Origin of the sequence: Sporosarcina sp. ZBG7A (assembly GCF_000813425.1) — a bacterium.
Lineage (GTDB): Bacteria > Bacillota > Bacilli > Bacillales_A > Planococcaceae > Sporosarcina.
Genome location: NZ_JWIB01000064.1, coordinates 1 through 19,830 on the forward strand (window position 1 = coordinate 1; position 19,830 = coordinate 19,830).

The 19,830-nt window shown below is 39.2% G+C and carries 19 protein-coding genes, 1 pseudogene and 1 riboswitch; of the genes and pseudogenes, 1 reads left to right on the forward strand and 19 read right to left on the reverse strand.

Annotated features, from left to right (window positions below; all coding sequences use genetic code 11):
• The 17 genes and pseudogenes from RL70_RS16825 to RL70_RS16905 form a co-directional block, all read right to left on the reverse strand.
• Positions 1–227, reverse strand: a pseudogene (locus RL70_RS16825) (hypothetical protein); the annotation flags it as partial.
• Positions 228–381: 154 nt separating this feature from the next.
• Positions 382–711 (reverse strand): hypothetical protein, encoded by a 330-nt coding sequence (locus tag RL70_RS16830; RefSeq protein WP_039044552.1) that lies wholly within the window; start codon positions 709–711, stop codon positions 382–384.
• Positions 712–895: 184 nt separating this feature from the next.
• Positions 896–1,171 (reverse strand): YesK family protein, encoded by a 276-nt coding sequence (locus RL70_RS16835; protein ID WP_039044553.1) that lies wholly within the window; start codon positions 1,169–1,171, stop codon positions 896–898.
• Positions 1,172–1,680: 509 nt separating this feature from the next.
• Complete coding sequence (gene purD / locus RL70_RS16840) at positions 1,681–2,952, reverse strand: phosphoribosylamine--glycine ligase (protein WP_039044554.1); 1,272 nt, start codon at positions 2,950–2,952, stop codon at positions 1,681–1,683.
• Between the two features lie 53 nt (positions 2,953–3,005).
• Complete coding sequence (purH, locus tag RL70_RS16845) at positions 3,006–4,538, reverse strand: bifunctional phosphoribosylaminoimidazolecarboxamide formyltransferase/IMP cyclohydrolase (RefSeq protein ID WP_039044555.1); 1,533 nt, start codon at positions 4,536–4,538, stop codon at positions 3,006–3,008.
• A gap of 72 nt (positions 4,539–4,610) precedes the next feature.
• Complete coding sequence (gene purN, locus RL70_RS16850) at positions 4,611–5,198, reverse strand: phosphoribosylglycinamide formyltransferase (protein WP_039044556.1); 588 nt, start codon at positions 5,196–5,198, stop codon at positions 4,611–4,613.
• Entirely contained in the window at positions 5,195–6,229 is a 1,035-nt protein-coding gene (gene purM / locus RL70_RS16855; RefSeq protein WP_039044557.1) for a phosphoribosylformylglycinamidine cyclo-ligase, read from the reverse strand. Before purM ends, purN begins: the two co-directional genes overlap by 4 nt.
• Positions 6,230–6,248: 19 nt before the next feature.
• A complete protein-coding gene (gene purF / locus RL70_RS16860; RefSeq protein ID WP_039044558.1) occupies positions 6,249–7,661 on the reverse strand; it encodes an amidophosphoribosyltransferase in 1,413 nt (470 codons plus the stop codon).
• Positions 7,646–9,865 carry a phosphoribosylformylglycinamidine synthase subunit PurL gene (purL, locus tag RL70_RS16865; protein WP_039044559.1) on the reverse strand — a complete coding sequence of 740 codons (2,220 nt, stop codon included), beginning with the start codon at positions 9,863–9,865 and terminating at the stop codon, positions 7,646–7,648. Before purL ends, purF begins: the two co-directional genes overlap by 16 nt.
• Positions 9,849–10,535 (reverse strand): phosphoribosylformylglycinamidine synthase subunit PurQ, encoded by a 687-nt coding sequence (gene purQ / locus RL70_RS16870; protein WP_039044560.1) that lies wholly within the window; start codon positions 10,533–10,535, stop codon positions 9,849–9,851. The genes purL and purQ overlap by 17 nt, the downstream gene beginning before the upstream one ends.
• Positions 10,532–10,786: a phosphoribosylformylglycinamidine synthase subunit PurS gene (gene purS, locus RL70_RS16875; RefSeq protein WP_025784384.1), complete on the reverse strand. Its 255-nt coding sequence runs from the start codon at positions 10,784–10,786 to the stop codon at positions 10,532–10,534. Before purS ends, purQ begins: the two co-directional genes overlap by 4 nt.
• Positions 10,779–11,498 carry a phosphoribosylaminoimidazolesuccinocarboxamide synthase gene (purC, locus tag RL70_RS16880; protein ID WP_039044561.1) on the reverse strand — a complete coding sequence of 240 codons (720 nt, stop codon included), beginning with the start codon at positions 11,496–11,498 and terminating at the stop codon, positions 10,779–10,781. The genes purS and purC overlap by 8 nt, the downstream gene beginning before the upstream one ends.
• A gap of 65 nt (positions 11,499–11,563) precedes the next feature.
• Positions 11,564–12,697 carry a 5-(carboxyamino)imidazole ribonucleotide synthase gene (purK, locus tag RL70_RS16885; RefSeq protein ID WP_039044562.1) on the reverse strand — a complete coding sequence of 378 codons (1,134 nt, stop codon included), beginning with the start codon at positions 12,695–12,697 and terminating at the stop codon, positions 11,564–11,566.
• Entirely contained in the window at positions 12,681–13,169 is a 489-nt protein-coding gene (gene purE / locus RL70_RS16890; protein ID WP_039044563.1) for a 5-(carboxyamino)imidazole ribonucleotide mutase, read from the reverse strand. The genes purK and purE overlap by 17 nt, the downstream gene beginning before the upstream one ends.
• 136 nt (positions 13,170–13,305) lie before the next feature.
• A riboswitch (purine riboswitch) is annotated at positions 13,306–13,407 on the reverse strand.
• 1,277 nt (positions 13,408–14,684) lie between these two features.
• The gene (locus tag RL70_RS16895) at positions 14,685–15,263 is read right to left on the reverse strand and encodes a DapH/DapD/GlmU-related protein (protein WP_039044569.1); all 579 of its coding nucleotides are present in this window, start codon (positions 15,261–15,263) and stop codon (positions 14,685–14,687) included.
• Between the two features lie 104 nt (positions 15,264–15,367).
• Positions 15,368–15,901 carry a DUF5412 family protein gene (locus tag RL70_RS16900; RefSeq protein WP_231567296.1) on the reverse strand — a complete coding sequence of 178 codons (534 nt, stop codon included), beginning with the start codon at positions 15,899–15,901 and terminating at the stop codon, positions 15,368–15,370.
• Between the two features lie 149 nt (positions 15,902–16,050).
• Complete coding sequence (locus RL70_RS16905; RefSeq protein WP_039044565.1) at positions 16,051–17,064, reverse strand: S66 peptidase family protein; 1,014 nt, start codon at positions 17,062–17,064, stop codon at positions 16,051–16,053.
• Positions 17,065–17,392: 328 nt separating this feature from the next.
• Between RL70_RS16905 and RL70_RS16910 the strand changes: the two genes are divergently transcribed.
• Complete coding sequence (locus RL70_RS16910; RefSeq protein WP_039044570.1) at positions 17,393–17,833, forward strand: DUF3888 domain-containing protein; 441 nt, start codon at positions 17,393–17,395, stop codon at positions 17,831–17,833.
• Between the two features lie 558 nt (positions 17,834–18,391).
• Here the strand turns inward: RL70_RS16910 and RL70_RS16915 are convergent.
• The gene (locus RL70_RS16915) at positions 18,392–18,808 is read right to left on the reverse strand and encodes a DUF4275 family protein (protein WP_039044566.1); all 417 of its coding nucleotides are present in this window, start codon (positions 18,806–18,808) and stop codon (positions 18,392–18,394) included.
• A 146-nt stretch (positions 18,809–18,954) separates the two neighbouring features.
• The gene (locus RL70_RS16920) at positions 18,955–19,377 is read right to left on the reverse strand and encodes a GNAT family N-acetyltransferase (protein WP_039044567.1); all 423 of its coding nucleotides are present in this window, start codon (positions 19,375–19,377) and stop codon (positions 18,955–18,957) included.
• Positions 19,378–19,830 lie beyond the last annotated feature (453 nt).

The following is a 19,830-nucleotide window of genomic DNA, read 5'->3' on the forward strand; positions in this document are numbered from 1 at the left end:
GATTTAATGTTGACAAGCCATAGTGAATCACTTTCAAGTTCCGTTTGCTCTGTAATAGATTTTATTATTTCATTATGTAATTCAGATATTAAATTTGATATACCATCATCCCCCAAGTTTTTCTGAGAAACCATTAATTCCTGCTCGCTTTCTAATACCTCGGTTGTATTACATCCAACTAACAAGATTGAACAAAATAAAATCCCTGAAAACATAGCTTTTTTCACCGCTTCTAAATTCCCCTTTCAAAATAAGTTGCACATTCTACAACAATTCTCCATACGTAAATTTGACATTAACTATTGGTGAAGGTTTCAAAAATTAATAATGATATCCTTCAACTAAATGACCTGATTTAGGAATTAAACAAAGACTTCCAAGTTATGGTTCTTGAAAACCCACTGTCCCTATTAGAAATACGATAAGATAAAAGAATATTGCTAGGATATTTGTAACTAATAAGATTCCTCTAACCCCACCTTTAATTCCAAACCATCCTAATATAATACCTAGTGCGCCAAGGACAAATGGAAAGAACGCACTTATATTTATAAAAATCGTAAAAAGATTATCACTCCACAATGGAGCGATTGTCAAAATTAAAAATAGCCCTGATAATATAGAAAATAATTTTGTAGAGGTTTTAGAATCACTCTTCAAAATGAAGTAATAAATAAATATTGCATATAACAGCAAAAGCAACCAAATCATATTTTCTCCACCTAACTTTGATTTAGTCTATTATTGGACGACCGAAAATTTACAGCTTTTAGATGATTACTTATACATTTGATTGACCTGTTTCAAACTTACATTGATTCATTTACTGTATTGATTATTTAGACCGATTAAGACAGCAGCGCTTGTTACATAACTCCCCCCGTTTCTGGATAATTTATATACTTACTTTTCTATTCGCAATACCAATTATGGTGCCTATCCATATTCCTATGAGAATACTAATCGCAACAATCGCTATTCCCATACCTTCCCAACCACCAACAACCGTCATGCTCAAAATAACTACACCAATACAGATTAAACTCAATACCAACGCCAGTGAATATAAAGCTCTTTTTGATACTTTTCGAGAAATGAAGAAAACGATTACCATAAACAAAATCCCCGAAAGTAATATAGGCGTCCATCCTTCTAACATAAATGCATTCATACTATCACCTCACTTATTTAATTTACCTTTGAAATTGGACCGTTTGAAAAAGAAGCTATTGATATTAATATGCTCTGTTGCTTGTAGCGGAAGACGGCCGACTCCGAAGGGATCAACTAGCGCCTTGAGAGCCCTCAAGTCGTGTGCTTTTTACGACCGAGGAGTCACAAGCCACGCCCCTTGGAAAACGTGCAGTCTGAAGCGGAAAACAACAGTCTTCACAGACAGTTTAGTCCGGTTGTTGAATTTCCGAATTTAATATATCTACTATATTATACCAAACCTCCAGTCAATTATCAGAATTTATTTGAATAATAGATTTCATAACTTATAGTTAATAACGATGTGTGAAACAATTTTCATTTCATAAGAGTAATGCAAAAAACCCACACCTAGTAAATAGATCTAGGTGTGGGTTTTCATAGTGATGATTTCCTAAAGGTGAGATTTGAAACTCTCTTCCTTCTTTATTTGCAATATTTCTAGAATCTGACTCTGACCAAAAGCTCTCACTTAAAATCATATTGAATAGCGCGATGTCCAATATCACTTCTCCAAAATACTCCCTCTTCATGAATCTTCTCTAACTCTTTATAAACAAACTCGCTCGCTTCAAGAAGATCTTTTCCCTTCGCAGTTGCAAGCAACACTCTGCCACCATTCGTCAAATAGTCCCCGTTATCATTCTTCGAAGTACCTGCGTGAAAAATATCTACATCTGCACTAATAGAATTCAAACCAACTAACGGAGTTCCTTTGACGAATTCCCCTGGATAACCTTCAGCTGCGACCACTACTCCCACTACAGATGCTTCGTCCCATTCAAGTTCGTAAGACTGACGATCGAGAACAGCGAGCAACGTTTCAACTAAATCGTTTTTCAATCGGGGCAATACGACTTGTGTTTCTGGGTCGCCGAAGCGAGCATTGAATTCTATTACTTTCGGTCCTTTCTTAGTTAAGATAACTCCTGCATAGAGAACGCCAGTAAAAGAGCGATCTTCTGCTACCATCGCATACGCAGTAGGCTCCAAGATTAGTTCGATGGCATCAGAAATAACTCGTTTAGGAATTTGCGGCACTGGAGAATATGCACCCATTCCTCCTGTATTCGGTCCGGTGTCACCGTCAAATGCCCGCTTATGGTCTTGAGAAATCACCATTGGATAGACATTCTTACCATTCACAAAAGCCATTAATGAAAACTCTTCGCCTTCCAAAAATTCTTCCATAATAACAGATGCTGAGGCTTTACCGAATTTCGATTGCACGAGCATGTCTTGTAGTGCTTCAACCGCTTCTTCATTCGTTTGAGCAACGACGACACCTTTTCCAGCAGCAAGTCCATCTGCTTTTATCACAATTGGTACGCCAACTACATCTAAATAATTCATCGCAGTTTCAAAATCTGTAAAGGTTTCATAAGCAGCAGTTGGAATTCTATACATCTTCATTAGCTCTTTAGCGAAGGTTTTACTTCCTTCAATAATGGCAGACCGTTTGTCAGGACCGAATACGCGTAGTCCTGCCGCTTTGAAATCGTCCACAATGCCATTGACCAATGGTGTTTCGGGTCCTACGATCGTCAATGAAACGTTTCGTTCTTTAGCGAAAGCAATGAGTTCTTTATGATTTTCTTCAGGAATTGGAACAAGTTCTGCCACATCTTCCATCCCAGGATTGCCTGGAGCTACAAATACTGTTTGGACACCGTTACTCATCGATAGTTTCTTCGCCAGCGCATGCTCGCGACCGCCTCTGCCAATCACTAATACGTTCATGGAATCACCTCTAGGTTTAATGAAAATATGTACGTTGTTTTAGCATTCAAAACTTAGTGTTTAAAATGGCGAACGCCTGTAAAGACCATTGCAATACCGTATTCGTCTGCTTTTTTAATGGAATCCTCATCACGGACAGATCCGCCTGGCTGGATAATCGCAGTAATCCCAGCTTTGGCTGCCGCTTCGACTGTGTCATCCATTGGGAAAAATGCATCGGATGCGAGTGCAGCACCAGTTGCCTTGTCACCTGCTTGCGCAAGCGCGATATTCGCTGCACCAACGCGGTTCATCTGCCCTGCGCCAATTCCATATGTCATCTGTTCTCCGCTAACGACAATTGCATTGGATTTCACATGTTTCACAACTTTCCAACCTAACTTTAGTGCAGCCCATTCTTCTTCAGAAGGTTCACGCTTTGTCGGGATGGAAATCGTTGCCTGATCGAACCCGTACGTGTCTAAATCCTGAACAAGTAATCCACCTTGGATCGATGTCGTTTTTTGCTCGTTTTTACGTTCTCCTTCAAAATCGACAGTCAACAATCGAATATTCTTTTTAGCTGTTAAAACATCTAATGCATCCTTCGTAAATGAAGGTGCAATGATGATTTCTAGAAAGATATCTTTCAGCATCATTGACGTTTCTAAATCCACTTCACGATTCAACGCGATGATTCCTCCGAAAATCGAAGTCGAGTCTGCTTCGTAAGCTTTTCTGAATGCTTCAGCAAGGGTTTCACCGACACCTACTCCACATGGGTTCATATGCTTTACTGCAACTGCCGCTGGTTGTTCAAAGTCACGGACAATGAGTAACGCTGCGTCTGCATCATTGATATTGTTGTAAGATAACTCCTTACCATGTAATTGCGTGCCATAGGCTACAGAAAACGTAGAGCCTAATGGTTTTTGATAAAAAGAAGCGTTCTGATGGGGATTTTCACCGTAACGAAGAGATTGTTTTAAATTATACGTAAGCGTTACACTTTCAGGGTTCTCTTCTTCTGCAAGCTGAGTCATATACTCGGAGATTACTCCATCATAGGCAGCTGTATGACGGAATACTTTTGCTGCAAGCTGGCGTTTCTTTTGCCCAGAGACTTCGCCGTTTTCCGAAAACTGAGCGAGCACGATGTCATAATCTGACGGATCTACAACTACTGTCACGAATTCGTGGTTTTTCGCAGCAGAACGAAGCATTGTCGGACCGCCAATATCGATGTTTTCAATCGCTTCTTCGGGAGTAACGTCAGGTTTTGCGATTGTATGTTGGAACGGATATAAATTGACACAAACTAAATCGATTGGCTGAATATGATGCTCAGCTAATTGAGCAAGATGTGCGTCATCATTTCTTCTTGCCAATAACCCTCCATGAACGTTAGGATGCAATGTTTTCAATCTGCCGTCCATAATTTCAGGAAATTTCGTTACTTCCTCGATCCCGATCACTTCAATTCCATGTTCAGCGAGTGTTTTTTTTGTTCCTCCAGTAGACACGATTTCAAATCCTGTCTCTTTCAGACCTTTCGCAAACTCAACAATTCCTGTTTTATCTGAAACACTAAGCAATGCACGTTTCATCCGAATTTTCCTCCCTATATATGCGCGAGTATGTCATCTATCCATTACTGATTAAAATACTTTCCCAACAAATCAAGGAGCAGTATTTGTTGTTTCTTTGGTGAACAGCTCCTGAAGTACTTTTGGGTAGCAGATATGCTCTGCCTGTTGAATTCGTTTTTGTACGTCATCTCTTGAATCGTTTGCATGTATCTGAATTTCGGTTTGAGCAATAATAGGACCTGTATCCATACCTGCATCGACATAATGTATAGTCATACCACTTACTTGAACACCAGCATTCATTGCTTGTCCAATAGCATCTTTCCCTGGAAAAGCCGGCAATAACGAAGGATGGATATTAACAATCGACTCCGGATATTCCTTCAGAATCGCAATCCCAATCAGTCGCATATATCCAGCCAGCACGATGAACTCAATATCACGTGATTTAAGCTGCTGAACAATTTCCTTTTCAAACGCTGTTTTGTCAACGAAATCTTTAGGAGATTTGCAAAACCTATCGATTCTAGCTTGTTGAGCTCTTTGCAAAACAGCCGCAGATGGTTGATCACATACTAACAAACGAATTTCTGCATCGAGTGTTCCTGCGTTTACTGCATCCACAATTGCTTGGAAGTTACTGCCGCTCCCTGATGCAAATACTGCAATTTTCTTCATGCTTCACCTATAAAAGAGACACCGGGTTGATTGACAACTTTCCCAATTCGATAGGCTTGTTCGCCATGCTTTTCAAAAGAAGAAACGAGTTCATCGGCTGATGCCTCATTCACTACAAGCGCCATTCCTATCCCCATATTAAAGATATTGTACATATCCTCTCGTGGGATACTCCCAGTCTCCTCTATAAGACTAAATATAGGATGGATTTCCCAAGTACCAGACTGGATTTCCACACCTAAATCTCCTGGCATCATTCTAGGGAGGTTTTCTATGAATCCACCACCCGTTATATGGGCCATTCCTTTAATTTCATACTCTTTCAATGCAGCTAAAATAGACTTTACGTAAATCTTCGTAGGCTTTAAGAGTTCTTCTCCGAGGTCACACCCAAGTTCAGGAATGAATTCAGCTAGATCCATTGCTGCATCTTCTAACAAAATTTTGCGTACGAGTGAATACCCGTTACTGTGAATGCCACTTGAAGCTAATCCGATAATGCAATTGCCTGCTTGAATGTTTTCCCCAGTTATCAAATCCTGTTTTTCACAAGCACCTACTGTAAAACCTGCTAAGTCATACTCTTCCTCGCTATACAGACCCGGCATTTCAGCCGTCTCGCCCCCGATTAATGCACAACCTGCTTGGACACAACCATCCGAAACACCTTTTACGATACTATCAATCTTTTCAGGATCTGCTTTTCCACAAGCAATGTAGTCTAAAAAATACAGAGGTTCTGCACCTTGTACGATAATATCGTTCACGCACATAGCTACACAGTCGATGCCGATACTTTCGTGTTGATCCATCATCATCGCAAGCAAAAGCTTCGTTCCTACTCCATCTGTACCTGAGACAAGTACCGGTTCACGTAAGTTTAGCTGGGATAGATCAAACATCCCACCGAAACCACCAAGTCCGTTTAGTACTTGCGGCCGCATCGTTTTCTGTACATGTTTTTTCATGCGAGAGACAGCTTCGTATCCTGCTTCAATATCTACTCCCGCCGATTTGTATGCATTTGACATGGATTGAGGTCTCCTTCACTCAGCATTTTATGAAATCTATTTCTTGATCGGAATAGATCTCCGTAGGATACTTTCCGTTAAAGCAAGCGAGACACTGTCCTCGGTTCTCACCTTCAAATGGTCTTCCGATTGCTTCAACTGTGCCTTCAACACTTAAAAATGTGAGAGAGTCCGCGCCAATAAGTTCACGAATTTCTTCAACTGATTTTTTAGCGGCAATCAACTCGTCTTTATCGGATGTGTCAATCCCGTAAAAACATGGATTTTTAATAGGAGGCGAGCTGATGAGGACATGGACTTCTGTCGCGCCCGCCTCTTTCAACATTTGTACAATCCTTTTGCTGGTCGTGCCGCGGACAATCGAATCGTCTACCATAACGACTCTTTTTCCTTCAACAACCCCGCGAACAGGAGACAGTTTCATTTTCACACCTTGTTCTCTTAACGATTGAGAAGGCTGAATGAATGTCCGTCCGACATAACGATTTTTCAGTAAGCCCATTTCATATGGAATGCCACTCGCTTCCGCATATCCAATTGCTGCTGAATTGCCGGAGTCAGGAACACCGGTCACAACATCCGCCTCAATTAATTTTTCAATTGCGAGCTGCTTGCCGAGATTTTTGCGTGCTGTATGAACATTAATGCCATCAATGTTGCTATCAGGACGAGAAAAGTACACATACTCCATCGTACACATGGACCGTTGTTTGCAAACAGCGAACCGTTCACTCGTGATTCCCTCATCATTGATGATCAGCAGTTCTCCTGGTTCAATATCTCGGAGGAAATCCGCTCCTACTATATCCAGCGCACACGTTTCAGATGCGACAACATAAGCGTCACCTAGCAGCCCAAGTGATAAAGGTCTAAGTCCGTTCGGATCCATTGCGACGAACAATTCAGATTCCGTCATGATTAAGTACGCATAAGCACCTTGCAGTGTATTCAGTCCATTTTTGATACGTTCTTTCAACTCTGAAGAACCGCCTTTTCGAATCAAATGTGCAAGAACTTCGGTATCTGATGTACTATGAAAAATACTGCCTTGTGCTTCCAGCTGCGATTTCAACTGATCCGCATTCACGATGTTTCCATTGTGAGCCATCGCCATCGATTCATTTTGAAAGTTAAATAACAGAGGCTGGACATTTTCATAACCGCCTCCGCCCGCCGTTGTATAGCGGACATGGCCAATTGCTGCATTTCCAGACAAAGTCTGCATCTTCTCTGCAGTGAGGACTTCCGTTACTAATCCTTCACCTTTTACACTAGACAGCTTTCCGTCTTTCGCCAAAACCATTCCTGTTCCTTCTTGGCCACGATGCTGCAGGCTATGCAATCCGTAATAGGTTACTTGCGCAGCATCCGGGTGTCCCCAGATGCCAAACAAGCCACATTCCTCATTTAATCCCTTTAGTTCAGCAAGCATGGAATCGCACCTTTCCAAGCTTGCTCTAATAATTGAACACTTGTATCGATTAACAGTCCGTCTTGCTCATGAGAAATAGTCAAGTGATTATTATTCGTGACCGTCCCAATACACCTTGCATCTTGAACAATGCTTTCAAAAGCAACACGGTATTCAGGAGCAACAGAGACAACAAATCTAGATTGTGTTTCACTGAATAATTCCGTTACTGCTTCCATATGAACAATGATTCGGGCACCTAGATCTGTTCCGAAAAGTGATTCTGACAAAGCAACTGCAAGACCACCTTCTGAGAGATCATGAGCCGAAGCAACACATCCATTTTGAATGGCTCTTAACAGCTGTTGCTGGCGCAGCATTTCTAGTTCCAAGTTGATAGAAGGAGACTTACCGAAGATTTTTCCTTCCGTCATTTTTTGCAGCTCACTGCCTCCGAATTCTGTTTTCGCATCCCCAATGACATATATCAGGTCACCTGAATTTTTGAATTCCTGCGTTGTGATATGGGCTAGATCTTTGATAAGACCTACCATTCCGATAACAGGTGTTGGATAAATCGCCTCACCATTTGTCTCGTTATAAAGCGATACATTGCCACCAATAACAGGTGTACTCAAGATTTTGCACGCTTCACTAATTCCATCTGCCGCTTTCTCGATTTGCCAGAAAATCTCCGGCTTTTCAGGATTTCCAAAGTTCAAGTTATCCGTAACCGCTAATGGTTCAGCTCCTGAACATACAATATTGCGAGCAGCTTCAGCTACAGCAATTTTCCCACCAACTTCTGGATCCAGGTGAAGATAACGGGCATTACAATCTGTGGTCATGGCTAACGCCTTGTTCGTTTCGCGAATTCGTACAACAGCCGCGTCGGAACCTGGAGGGACAACTGTATTCGTCCTCACCAAAGTGTCAAACTGATTGTAAACCCACTCTTTACTTGCAATTGTGGGCTGTGAAAGTAAACCAACCAACGTTTCTTTATAGTCATCAATAATAGGAGCTACGTTTGTCATTGCTTGAAAGTCACGGAAATATTGTGGTTCACTAGATGGTTTGTAATAAACGGGTGCTTCTTCTACCAAAGCATCAACTGGAACGTTCGCAACAACTTCGCCTTTATGAGTAAGTTTCAGCATTTTCTCTTCCGTAACAGATCCGACAGCTACTGCTTCAAGATTATACTTCGCAAATAGTTTTGCAATATCTTTTTCGCTGCCCTTTTTAACGACAATGAGCATTCGCTCTTGAGATTCTGATAGCATCATTTCATAAGCGGTCATTCCGGGTTCACGCTGAGGGACACGGTCAAGATTCATCTCAATTCCCATACCTGCTTTACACGCCATCTCCGCTGATGAGCTTGCAAGGCCTGCTGCTCCCATATCCTGGATCCCAACAAGTGCATCATGCTGAATTAGCTCAAGGCAAGCTTCCATTAGCAGTTTCTCCAAGAAAGGATCTCCAACTTGAACTGCTGGACGATTCCCTTCAGACGAATCCGTCAATTCTTCTGATGCAAAAGTTGCTCCGTGAATGCCATCACGACCCGTTTTTGCTCCGACATGCATGACACTATTGCCGGCTCCGTGGGCTTGTCCTTTTTGAATATCTTCATGGTTGATCAAACCGACGCACATGGCATTGACCAGTGGATTCCCCTCGTAGGAAGGATCGAATTGAATTTCGCCGCCGACTGTTGGGATACCAATACAATTCCCGTATCCGCCAATTCCCGCAACCACTTCTTTGAACAAATACTTTACTCGAGCATTTTCCAATTCACCGAAACGTAGTGAATTTAATACGGCGATTGGACGAGCACCCATTGAAAACACATCGCGGATAATCCCGCCAACTCCAGTTGCTGCACCTTGATAAGGCTCGATTGCAGATGGGTGATTGTGGCTCTCGATTTTGAAAACGACCGCTTGCCCATCACCAATGTCGACAATTCCGGCACCTTCCCCAGGTCCTTGAAGCACGTTATCACCAGAGGTTGGAAACCTTTTTAAAATAGGCTTGGAATTTTTATAGGAACAGTGCTCTGACCACATAACAGAAAACAAACCTGTTTCGGTATAGTTCGGTGTGCGTCCTAGCATGTTTTCAACCATTACAAACTCTTCATCTGTAAGACCCATAGCTGCATATTCACGTTGTGATTTAATCATTTCCGGACTTGGCTCAAGCATTAACGACATAACTTTCCCTCCAATTTCTTACGATTGATTGAAATAGCTTTAATCCGTCTTCACTTCCAAGTAAACTATCGACGGCACGTTCCGGATGAGGCATCATTCCTAATACGTTTCCGTTTTCATTTACGATTCCTGCAATATTCTCTAAGCTGCCATTTGGATTATCCACATGATACGTAAATGCAATTTGATTGTTTTCCTTTAACTGTGACAACGTTTCTTCGTCGCAATAGTAATTGCCTTCACCGTGAGCAATTGGTAGAGTAATCGTTTCTCCCTTTTCGTAGCTAGTCGTAAACATCGTCGTATTATTTTCTACTTTTAGCTGTGTTTGTTTACAAATGAATGCTAGATCACGGTTTTTCCGCATCGCTCCCGGTAATAATCCAGCTTCCAATAAGATCTGAAAACCATTACATACGCCTAGTATTGGAACTCCTGCAGCCGACGCTTTTACCACTTCCGCCATTATTTTTGAGAAGCGAGCAATTGCGCCTGTGCGGAGATAATCTCCATAGGAGAAACCGCCAGGCAAAAGTATCCCATCAAATCCCTCTAAGCTATCCGCTGTATGCGGTACGTATTCTACTTCTTCACCTAATTCGTCCTGAATGGCATGAAACATATCGATATCACAGTTGGAGCCCGGAAATACGATCACAGCAAATTTCACAGCGCGACAACCTCCTCGATTTCATAGCGATAATCTTCAATAACTGTATTGGCTAAAAGGCGCTCACACATTTCTTTAATTGCGTCGTCGATATTTTGATCGGTTTTTTCAATGGTCAACTCCATGTATTTGCCAATCCGGACGTCACGAACGGCCTCAAACGCCATACTGTGTAAAGCAGATTCCACGGCTGTACCTTGGGGATCCAAAACATTTTCTCTTAACGTGATAAATACCTTTACTTTATACATATTGACGCCCTCCTAGTTTTGAATAGATTGTTTGATAACCATCAACTAAATTTCCTAGATCACGACGGAATACATCCTTATCGAGCTTTTCTTCTGTTTCAGCGTCCCACAATCGGCACGTATCTGGAGAAATTTCATCTGCTAAAAGAATTTCACCATCAGCAAGTTTTCCAAACTCTAACTTGAAGTCTATTAAACGAACTCCTATTTCAGCAAAAAGGCTTGATAAAATTGTATTCACTTCCAAGGCTTTTTGTTTCAAAAGCAGTACTTCCTCTTCAGTTGCGAGGTTTAATTCTTGAATATGTGCTTCGGTTAACAAAGGATCTCCAAGCGCATCATCTTTGTAATAAAATTCAACAATTGGTTGTTTTAACGGCTGACCTTCTTCTACTCCAAGTCGTTTGGACAGGCTACCAGCAACAATATTGCGGGTTACCACTTCAAGAGGAATGATCGTGACTTTCTTGATGAGTTGCTCAGTTTCGGAAATCTGTTTAATAAAATGACTTGGAATTCCTGCCTCATGAAGCTTTAAAAATAGAAGGCTAGTAATGCCGTTCGTCAATACACCTTTACCAGCGATTTCTTCTTTTTTCTCACCATTGAGGGCTGTTGCAAAATCCTTGTATTCTGCCCATACAACGTTCTGATCCTCTGTTGCATAAATTCTTTTGGCCTTGCCTTCATATAGCAATTCTCGCTTTTCCATCTGAAGAACCTCCGCAGTAAAGAATAATGTTTTTTTATAGATAGATTCTAAACGTCTTGACTCAATTAGTGATTCCAAATTCTACTTTGTTCAATCTCAGCGAGTGCTTGTTCCACTGAGTTTCGTAATACATTTACATGACCCATTTTTCGTTTTGTAATCGCATCTTTCTTGCCGTATAGATGAACTTTCCAATTCTTTGCTTCAGGAATCACCCTTAGAAGGTCCTCCACATGCTCGCCGAGAATATTGACCATCACAACAGGGCTCATTAAATCCGTTTTCCCTAAAGACCAATTGCACACTGCCCGAATATGTTGTTCAAATTGCGATGTCTGACATGCTTCCATCGTATAATGACCTGAGTTATGAGGGCGCGGTGCCAATTCATTTATGAGAATCTCTTCCTGTTCGGTTACAAACATTTCCACACCTAACGTACCGACAAGATTTAGCCGCTCCGCTAATTGCTTCGCAAGCTCTGTCGCTTTGCGCGAGGTATCCCCACTAATTCGTGCAGGAACAATACTTTTGTGCAAAATGTTCTCATGATGGATATTTTCTGCAACAGGGAAACATTTCATTTCACCAGTTGTTTTTCGAGTGACGATTACAGAGATTTCTTTTGTAAATGGAATCCATTTTTCAATGACACATGTACCGTTTTTCAGAAGGTCCGAAGCTTGTGCAATATCAGACTCTGATTGAATCACAAGTTGTCCTTTTCCATCGTATCCTCCACGAGTTGTTTTCATCACACATGGATACCCTAACGTATTGATGTTCTCATGAATGTCCGTTACATTTTTCACGATGCCGTATGGTGCAACCTGAGCTCCTGCTTTCGTGATCGCGTCTTTTTCTGTGATTCGATTCTGTGTAGATTTTAAAAGTTCTGCTCCTTGTGGCAAGTAACTATGCTCTTCTAACCACGCTAATGCTTCAAAACTTACATTCTCGAATTCATACGTAATGACATCGCTCACTTCAGCAAGTTGTTGGATCGCATCTAAGTCGTCATAGGCGCCATTAATTTCAATATCAGCAATTTGCCCGCATGGACAGTCCTTTGTTGGATCTAATACTGCAATACGAAAACCCATAGCCTTCGCAGACAAAGCCATCATTCTTCCCAGCTGGCCGCCGCCGATGATGCCAATTGTTTGTCCTGGTAAAATTACGTTAGGTAAGTTGGTCATTGCTTTTTAACACCTTTACTTTCGTTTCATTTCGGATTGTTTCTAATCTATCGGCAACTTCAGCATTACAACTGCCGAGAATTTGAGCTGCTAATAAACCTGCATTGGTGGCACCAGCTTTTCCAATTGCAACAGTCGCAACAGGTACTCCGCCAGGCATTTGGACAATTGAAAGCAATGAGTCCATTCCATTTAACGCTTTTGATTGAACAGGAACTCCAATAACAGGCAATGTTGTCTTAGCAGCCGTCATACCAGGTAGATGAGCAGCCCCGCCAGCCCCGGCGATAATGACCTTCAAGCCTCGTTCTCGTGCAGATTCTGCGTACTCAAATAACAATTCAGGTGTACGGTGTGCGGAAACTACTTGCTTTTCATAAGGAATCCCGACTTGATCCAATGATTCACACGCATGTTTCATCGTATCCCAATCGGAAACACTTCCCATAATGACTCCAACTTGTGCGTTCACTGTCTTCCCTCCCACATTTGCATACATAGATGATTTGTAGAAATAAAAAAACGGACAGGGAACTTTCTCGAAAAAGAGAAAGTTCCCTGCCCTAGATAAGTAGCCTTTTACAAAAAAGGACAGACCTATCCTAAGTAAAGGGTGCACTTTCTCTCATAGTCCAATAATTTACGGTTATCGGGTAGAAACGTTCGGGCCATATTCCCGGAGATATATGAGAGATATAAGTAAGTTCGTAATCATCTTAACAATCGATTAACATAACGTCAACAGAAAAGGCGAACACTTTTAGTTGAATTGAAAAAAATGTTCGTATTTAGACGTTTGAAGAGTGCTGAACAACTGTATGCATTAGTAATTTTCTTCATTTCGATAAAAAAACAAATTGATAGAATTCCATAGCTGATTCTATAGTTCTTGGAGTGAGCAACTTTCTTAGCTAAAACATTGTGCTTTTTGGGTTCCTAGAAAATTGCCATCAGACTTCCCTTTCTTAGAGCGCCAAAACCACTTTTGACTCTAAGAACGTTGGTTCAACTCTAGGAAAAGCACTTAGGTTGGTACTCTAACTATTAAACTGGTATGGTTCTTAGTCATGGAATACCAATGAGGAAGTTCTCTGATGTCTCTGTTGAAAAAGTCTGTGTAGAATCAATGCATTTGTTCCAATGTTTTTCGGTATTGGTTAACTTGTGATAAACGCTGGTTGGATTGCTTCTTAATTTAATTTTTAAAAATGAAACAGAGATCCGACAACCAATTATTATAGAATGAGCTGATCATTTTAAGAATTTGAGAAAAGTGGAATCGATAGAGCAGTGACAGCAACTGTTGTAACTGCGCTACACACCAAAAGAAAAAAGTAACCACCCTCCGCTAACTGCACAGTAAGCAGGGTGGTTACTTTATATACCGTTGTTGAACTGGCAATTCGGTCTTGAGTTGGATATTTTCACAAAAGATTTTTCCGGAATATTACAGATCAAAGAGTGAAAATTTGTAATGATGATCCTTTTAAATTCAATTTGAAACTTCTGGTATGAATGAATCTATTTGTCTGATTCATGAAACCATCTTATGGTCATTTTGATCACTTTGAACCGCAGATGCAAATGCAATCTCTACAATCTTCACAGTTGATGCATACTCACTTTCCTGTTCTTGTCTAATAATAAAATTCATAGATACAGCCTTTAATTCATTTGAAAAACAAAGATCAAACAGGACCTTACAACCAAACTTCATGTTAGTTGTAGAATTTCATTATGGTGGTAACATAATCCGAATTTTAGAGGGATTTCGTTAATAATATCTCTCTACACATAGGGTCCGGATACGACATAAAAAAGCCAACAATTTGTATGTTGACTTCAGCAAAACTCATTCAGCAATCAGCCCCGATTGCGGTATTGGGGGTGATTACTTGTGAAGCCATCGCACGCGATTGCAGTAGATAAGCCGGTCAATCGAATATTCATAAATAGTAATCGGTATTATTTGTATTTGAAGTGATTATTATTTTATTTTATCCTCTAAATTTGATATGAATTTTGCAGGATTTCCGCCGACAATTGTGTTAGGGGCGACATCTCTAGTAACTACTGATCCAGCAGCAACTATTGAGTTTTCACCGACTGTAACGCCGGGAAGTATAGTTGAACTGGAACCAATCCAAGTGTTCTCTTTCAATACAATTGGTTTTAGATGCAGGGTTCCTCTATTTAATGGGTTATAATCATGATTTATTGTTGCCAAAACCACATTATGGCCGATCAAACATTGGTCTCCAATAATGATTTGACCTTGATCTTGGAACCGACATCCAGAATTAATGAATACATTTTTTCCAACTTTAATATTCTTTCCAAAGTCTGCTGTAAAGGGTAAAAACAAAGAAAAACCTTCATCTAAATCTCGACCTATAATTTTAGAAACTTGTTGTCTAATTTGATCGTTAGTATAAACACCATTATTCATTTGTGCACATAATGATCTCGTTTCATCTGATACTGCAACCATTGCCTCATTAATCTCTGAACCGCCATGAATCACACCTTCTATTGCCATCTTTGATAAAAGTTTTTCTAGTTCCATTTTAATCATTCCCCTCCACCGTGAAATTCATTTATGCAACAAAATGATCCGATTGCGCACGGGACTTATTTGTTTATTGCCCCCGTTAGTTTTACAATAAAAGACTATTTTTGATGACAAGTTTCATACTCATCCTTCATTAACCAACTCCGACATGCTAATCCTCTATCATGATAAATCTCTGTTTCCACATCTAATTTTATACTGTTGTTATAAGGTCCTGAGTTGGTTATGAATAACGTTTTTTCATCTACCCAATCCAGAAGAGTATTGTCATTTGCATCACTATAATAAATTATTTTCTTATTGTTATTTTTATGATGTTTTGTTATTTCTACCCACACATTAACTCCTCCTGCTGCACCACCATATGGTTCATAATAAGCATTTTCCGTATATTCCTCAGTAGGCGATAAAACAGGACCAGGTCCGTTTTGGATGAATTCTTTATCAATATCATCAAATGTAAAAGAATACACCTTATATACATAGATTGAGGATACCAATACAACCCCAAATAACATTGCAAACAATAATTTTTTAGGAAATGGTTTCTTTTTAATAAATGAGATTATAATCTTAACCGATAATATCAAAAATATAATTACCGTAACAAAAGAAATTAAGAGACCAAACAAAATTAAAATAATAATCCCCTCTTTATAAGTTCAAATAATAATTATTCTTATAATATTCCTCTACACGTAAACGTGCCTGATTGTGGAATATATGAATTCGACAAACGCTCCCGTTAGGTTCACATTGGTTATTTAATATCCGGACAATTTTATTTAAGGGTTTGTAATATAGTACCTTGACCATTATCTGATTCAACTTGAGCGTATGCTCCATTTATGAAGGTGATTTGTGGTGGAACATGACCGCAATCAATATCGTATAAGAGAGGAATCTGAAGCTCTTTTGAAAGTTCATTATAGACATCTTCAACTGTATAATTTTCAACAGGTGTATTGGCAGGACTTCTACCAAACATAATACAAGTACAATTCTCAAACCAACCAGCGAATTTCATTTGTACGAGTGATCTACGTAAGTCAGTGGTTGATAACTCGCAACCCTCGAGATACCAAATGATAGAATCTCCCTCAATATAATTCTTCTTGAAATTCTGTACATCGCCATATGGTGTGCCAACTAAATGCCTAATTGTGTCAATACATCCTCCAAGTAAACGCCCCTGCACCTTAACCTTTTTATTTTCAGTTGATTTCCAGTAAGTTTGTTCTGTTAGATTGAAAATATTAGGAGTAGGGTTATCATGTTGCCATTCTTTCTGATATTTTTCCGATGAATGTTGGAGGATCGATTCACCCATTTTAGTGGATAAAACAGATTGCCACATGGCTGTTGTATCATCAGAATACTCTCCCCTTAAATCCACTAAATTTGTTCCATGAGCAGTAGCAACCCCAGTTTTTAATGTGATTGCTAACAATAGGGTACTAATGTCGGAATAACCCAATATCCATTTATTCTGTATATTTTCAAAGTCAATATACTCAAGCGTCTCAATAAGTAGGTCTCCACCCCAAGGTGGAATAATTAGTTGTATCTCTTCATCAATCATCATTTTATTAAACTCTTCCGCACGCTTTTTAGCAGACGCAGATTTTGCCTTATCCTGAGTCCAAGCGGTTTCATCACTAATTATGTGGAAACCTTTCTTTTCCATACTTTTAAATGCAGAGTTTAATAATCCATGTAATTCACTCGGTACTCCAGATGATGGTGCAGTGACGCCTATCATTGCATCCTTTTCTAGGATTGGATACTTAATCATGTTTAACCATCCCCCTTAGTTTGATATAATTTCAACATTTAAATTTAAACAGATAAATATCTACTTCTTCTGGCACGTTAGCGGAACAAAATCTATTTATTCCATCGTACCATAATCACCAAATTCTGAGTAATAAAAAAACATCTCATATAAGGTGTTCATACGACACGTTATCGTCCTAAATGCGACATAAAGAAAAATATCAATTTCCGATTTCATGTTATTCAACTAACGCCCCCCTCATAGTTTCAATAAGCGCATACTTCATTCGGAAAATGGTAACAATATAACTGATTAGATAAAGTCGTAAAGAGGTGGATTAATGAGAATGAGAAAGATGTTGATCGCTTTTATCCTATCCCTTGTTTTTATCTTAACCCTAGTTCTAACTACTTCTAATCAGACAACAATCGTTTCATCAGCTGAACCAACTCAAGACTCTGAAGAGCTTAGGTTACAGGACATGCTCATGGTTATGCTTACTCCTTATATTGAAAATGACTTAAATATCTTTTATTATCCGAAGATTGTTAAGGATTTTTCACCTCATGTAGCTCCTTGGGATATTGAGGTGATAGAAACAAGAAGAGTTAATGACTTTCGGGGCTTTCAATTGCAAATTACATTTGAAATCGAGCCTACCGATGGTGGACACTGGATTCCCATAGGGAAAGACCGAATGACCTATGAGATTTCTTCAGGACCTACAGTTAAATTGATAAATCACATTCATCTGAAGACGTATGAATTTCCTTCAGAATCAAAATAGGCTTCTACCAATTGGGAGTTATTTAAAAAACATCTCATATAAGGTGTTGTTACGACACGTTATTGTCCGAATGTGTCATAAAAAGCCAACAGATCACTGTTGACTTTGATTACGCTTCTTCAACAATCGCCCCCGATTGCGATATAGATTCAATCTCTTGCAAAGCAATCGAAAAGAACTGTTTATGCCGAGAATTTTTTTGCTATAGGTTCATACCAAAAGGAAATTGGAATAAATGTTATAGGATATAAAATACTGTTCTTGCGATATAGTAGGCTCCTAAAAATATTAACAAAGGTTTTATAAAGTCTTTATTTTCTTTTTTATAAACAACAATTATGGAAATTGAAAGTATAAGAGGTAGCCATACAAACCAAAAAAGAAAATTGTTGAAAATAATTTCCAGAATTTTAATCATCCCTTCGAACATTAGATTAGTTAATAAACACTGTGTTTTGAATTTGCTTATTTAATGCAAGTGTAGTTCATACGTTGGCCCGATTATTGAATCCGCACAAATCCTTTATCCCGCAATCGCCCCCGTTAGTAGAGTTGTGTTTAGAGATTTAGAATAAAATATGGACCGAGATAATCGTTTTCATGTGTAATAATAAATGTCCAGTTACCGTCCCAATCCATAACGTACATATCTTTGGAATCTAGGTCTGCATCTTCGTCATACGGTAAATCATTCACTTTGAGATTTTTCGCATTTTCAACTAGGAATGCATCATTCATATATTGATAAAAAATCGTACATTTCTTCTTTTTTTGTCTTTCGAATGCTGCTATTGCTTCTTCCTTTTCAAGACATTCCGTTTTTTCATAACTGCATAAATGCCATAAAAATGAATCCATATATATTTCTCGTTGCTCTTCATCTGTCAAATGACCAGCAAATTTTTCAATCCATTTACCTCGTAAATAGCGTCCCCATTTCGGTATTTCTAACGCTTTTAATTCATTATTTCGCATTAACTATAACCTCTTCCACAAATATCAAATACTGATTATCATGTCTTTTTAATATCAAAACTTCTGATTTATCTTGTTCTCAATCTGGCCCTTTTGTTGAAAGAGGGCAGGTCCCAATTTCGGAATCGCCCCCTTTAACGGAACAATTACATCTTAAGTTTTTTATGTAAAAAATACTGGTTAAATCCCTTTGGATGATCTTCGATAGTGCCGAAAACCTCATATCCATTGTTTTTATAAAACTCTGGAGCCTGGAAGCTGAATGTATCTAAGAAAATGAAACGGCACCCTTTATCTACTGCTAAGATTTCCATCTTTTTTAAAAGTTCACGACCATAACCTTTCCCTCTAACACTTTTATCAACCCACAAGGATTCAATGTGCATATGATGCCAGAAGACATTTGCCGTGATTCCACCTATAATTTCTCCTAAATCGTCCTTAAGAATAAAACTAACATTTTCATTAGAAGTTTTTAGTTTATCGGGAAGTTGTTCCATATTGTGCTCAATTACCTTTTTCCGAATAAAGTCACTGTCGGTCTGCTTCCACTGTTGGATCATATTCAAATCAACCATCTCCTTTCAAATCTGAATATTACATTATACAAAAAAACAACGGACGTCTTATTTAAATTAACCATTTTACCAATTGGGAGTTATACCGCAATTTGGCCCTATTACTGAATAAGCACAGATCCTTTATTCTAGAATCGACCCCGTTAGTTTAAGTTTCCCTTAAACTTTTCTACTCACGAAAGAATGAATCGCTAATATAAGCGTTATAAGAGGGAAAATAAACCACAAGGAACTTTTTTCGAAAAAGTACCTAATCTCAGGTATAAACACCATGTACTCGGAAATAAATAAAAACATAAAAAAGGAGCTAACTAACAAAATAGATTCAGGAGCATTTATAACTTTCTTGTTTTCCATTAAAAAACAACCTCCTTTTTTATCACTGCATTAAAGTTGGCAATAGGTAAGCATTTGATGTTATCTCCAGCTTTTCCCCTGCTCCAC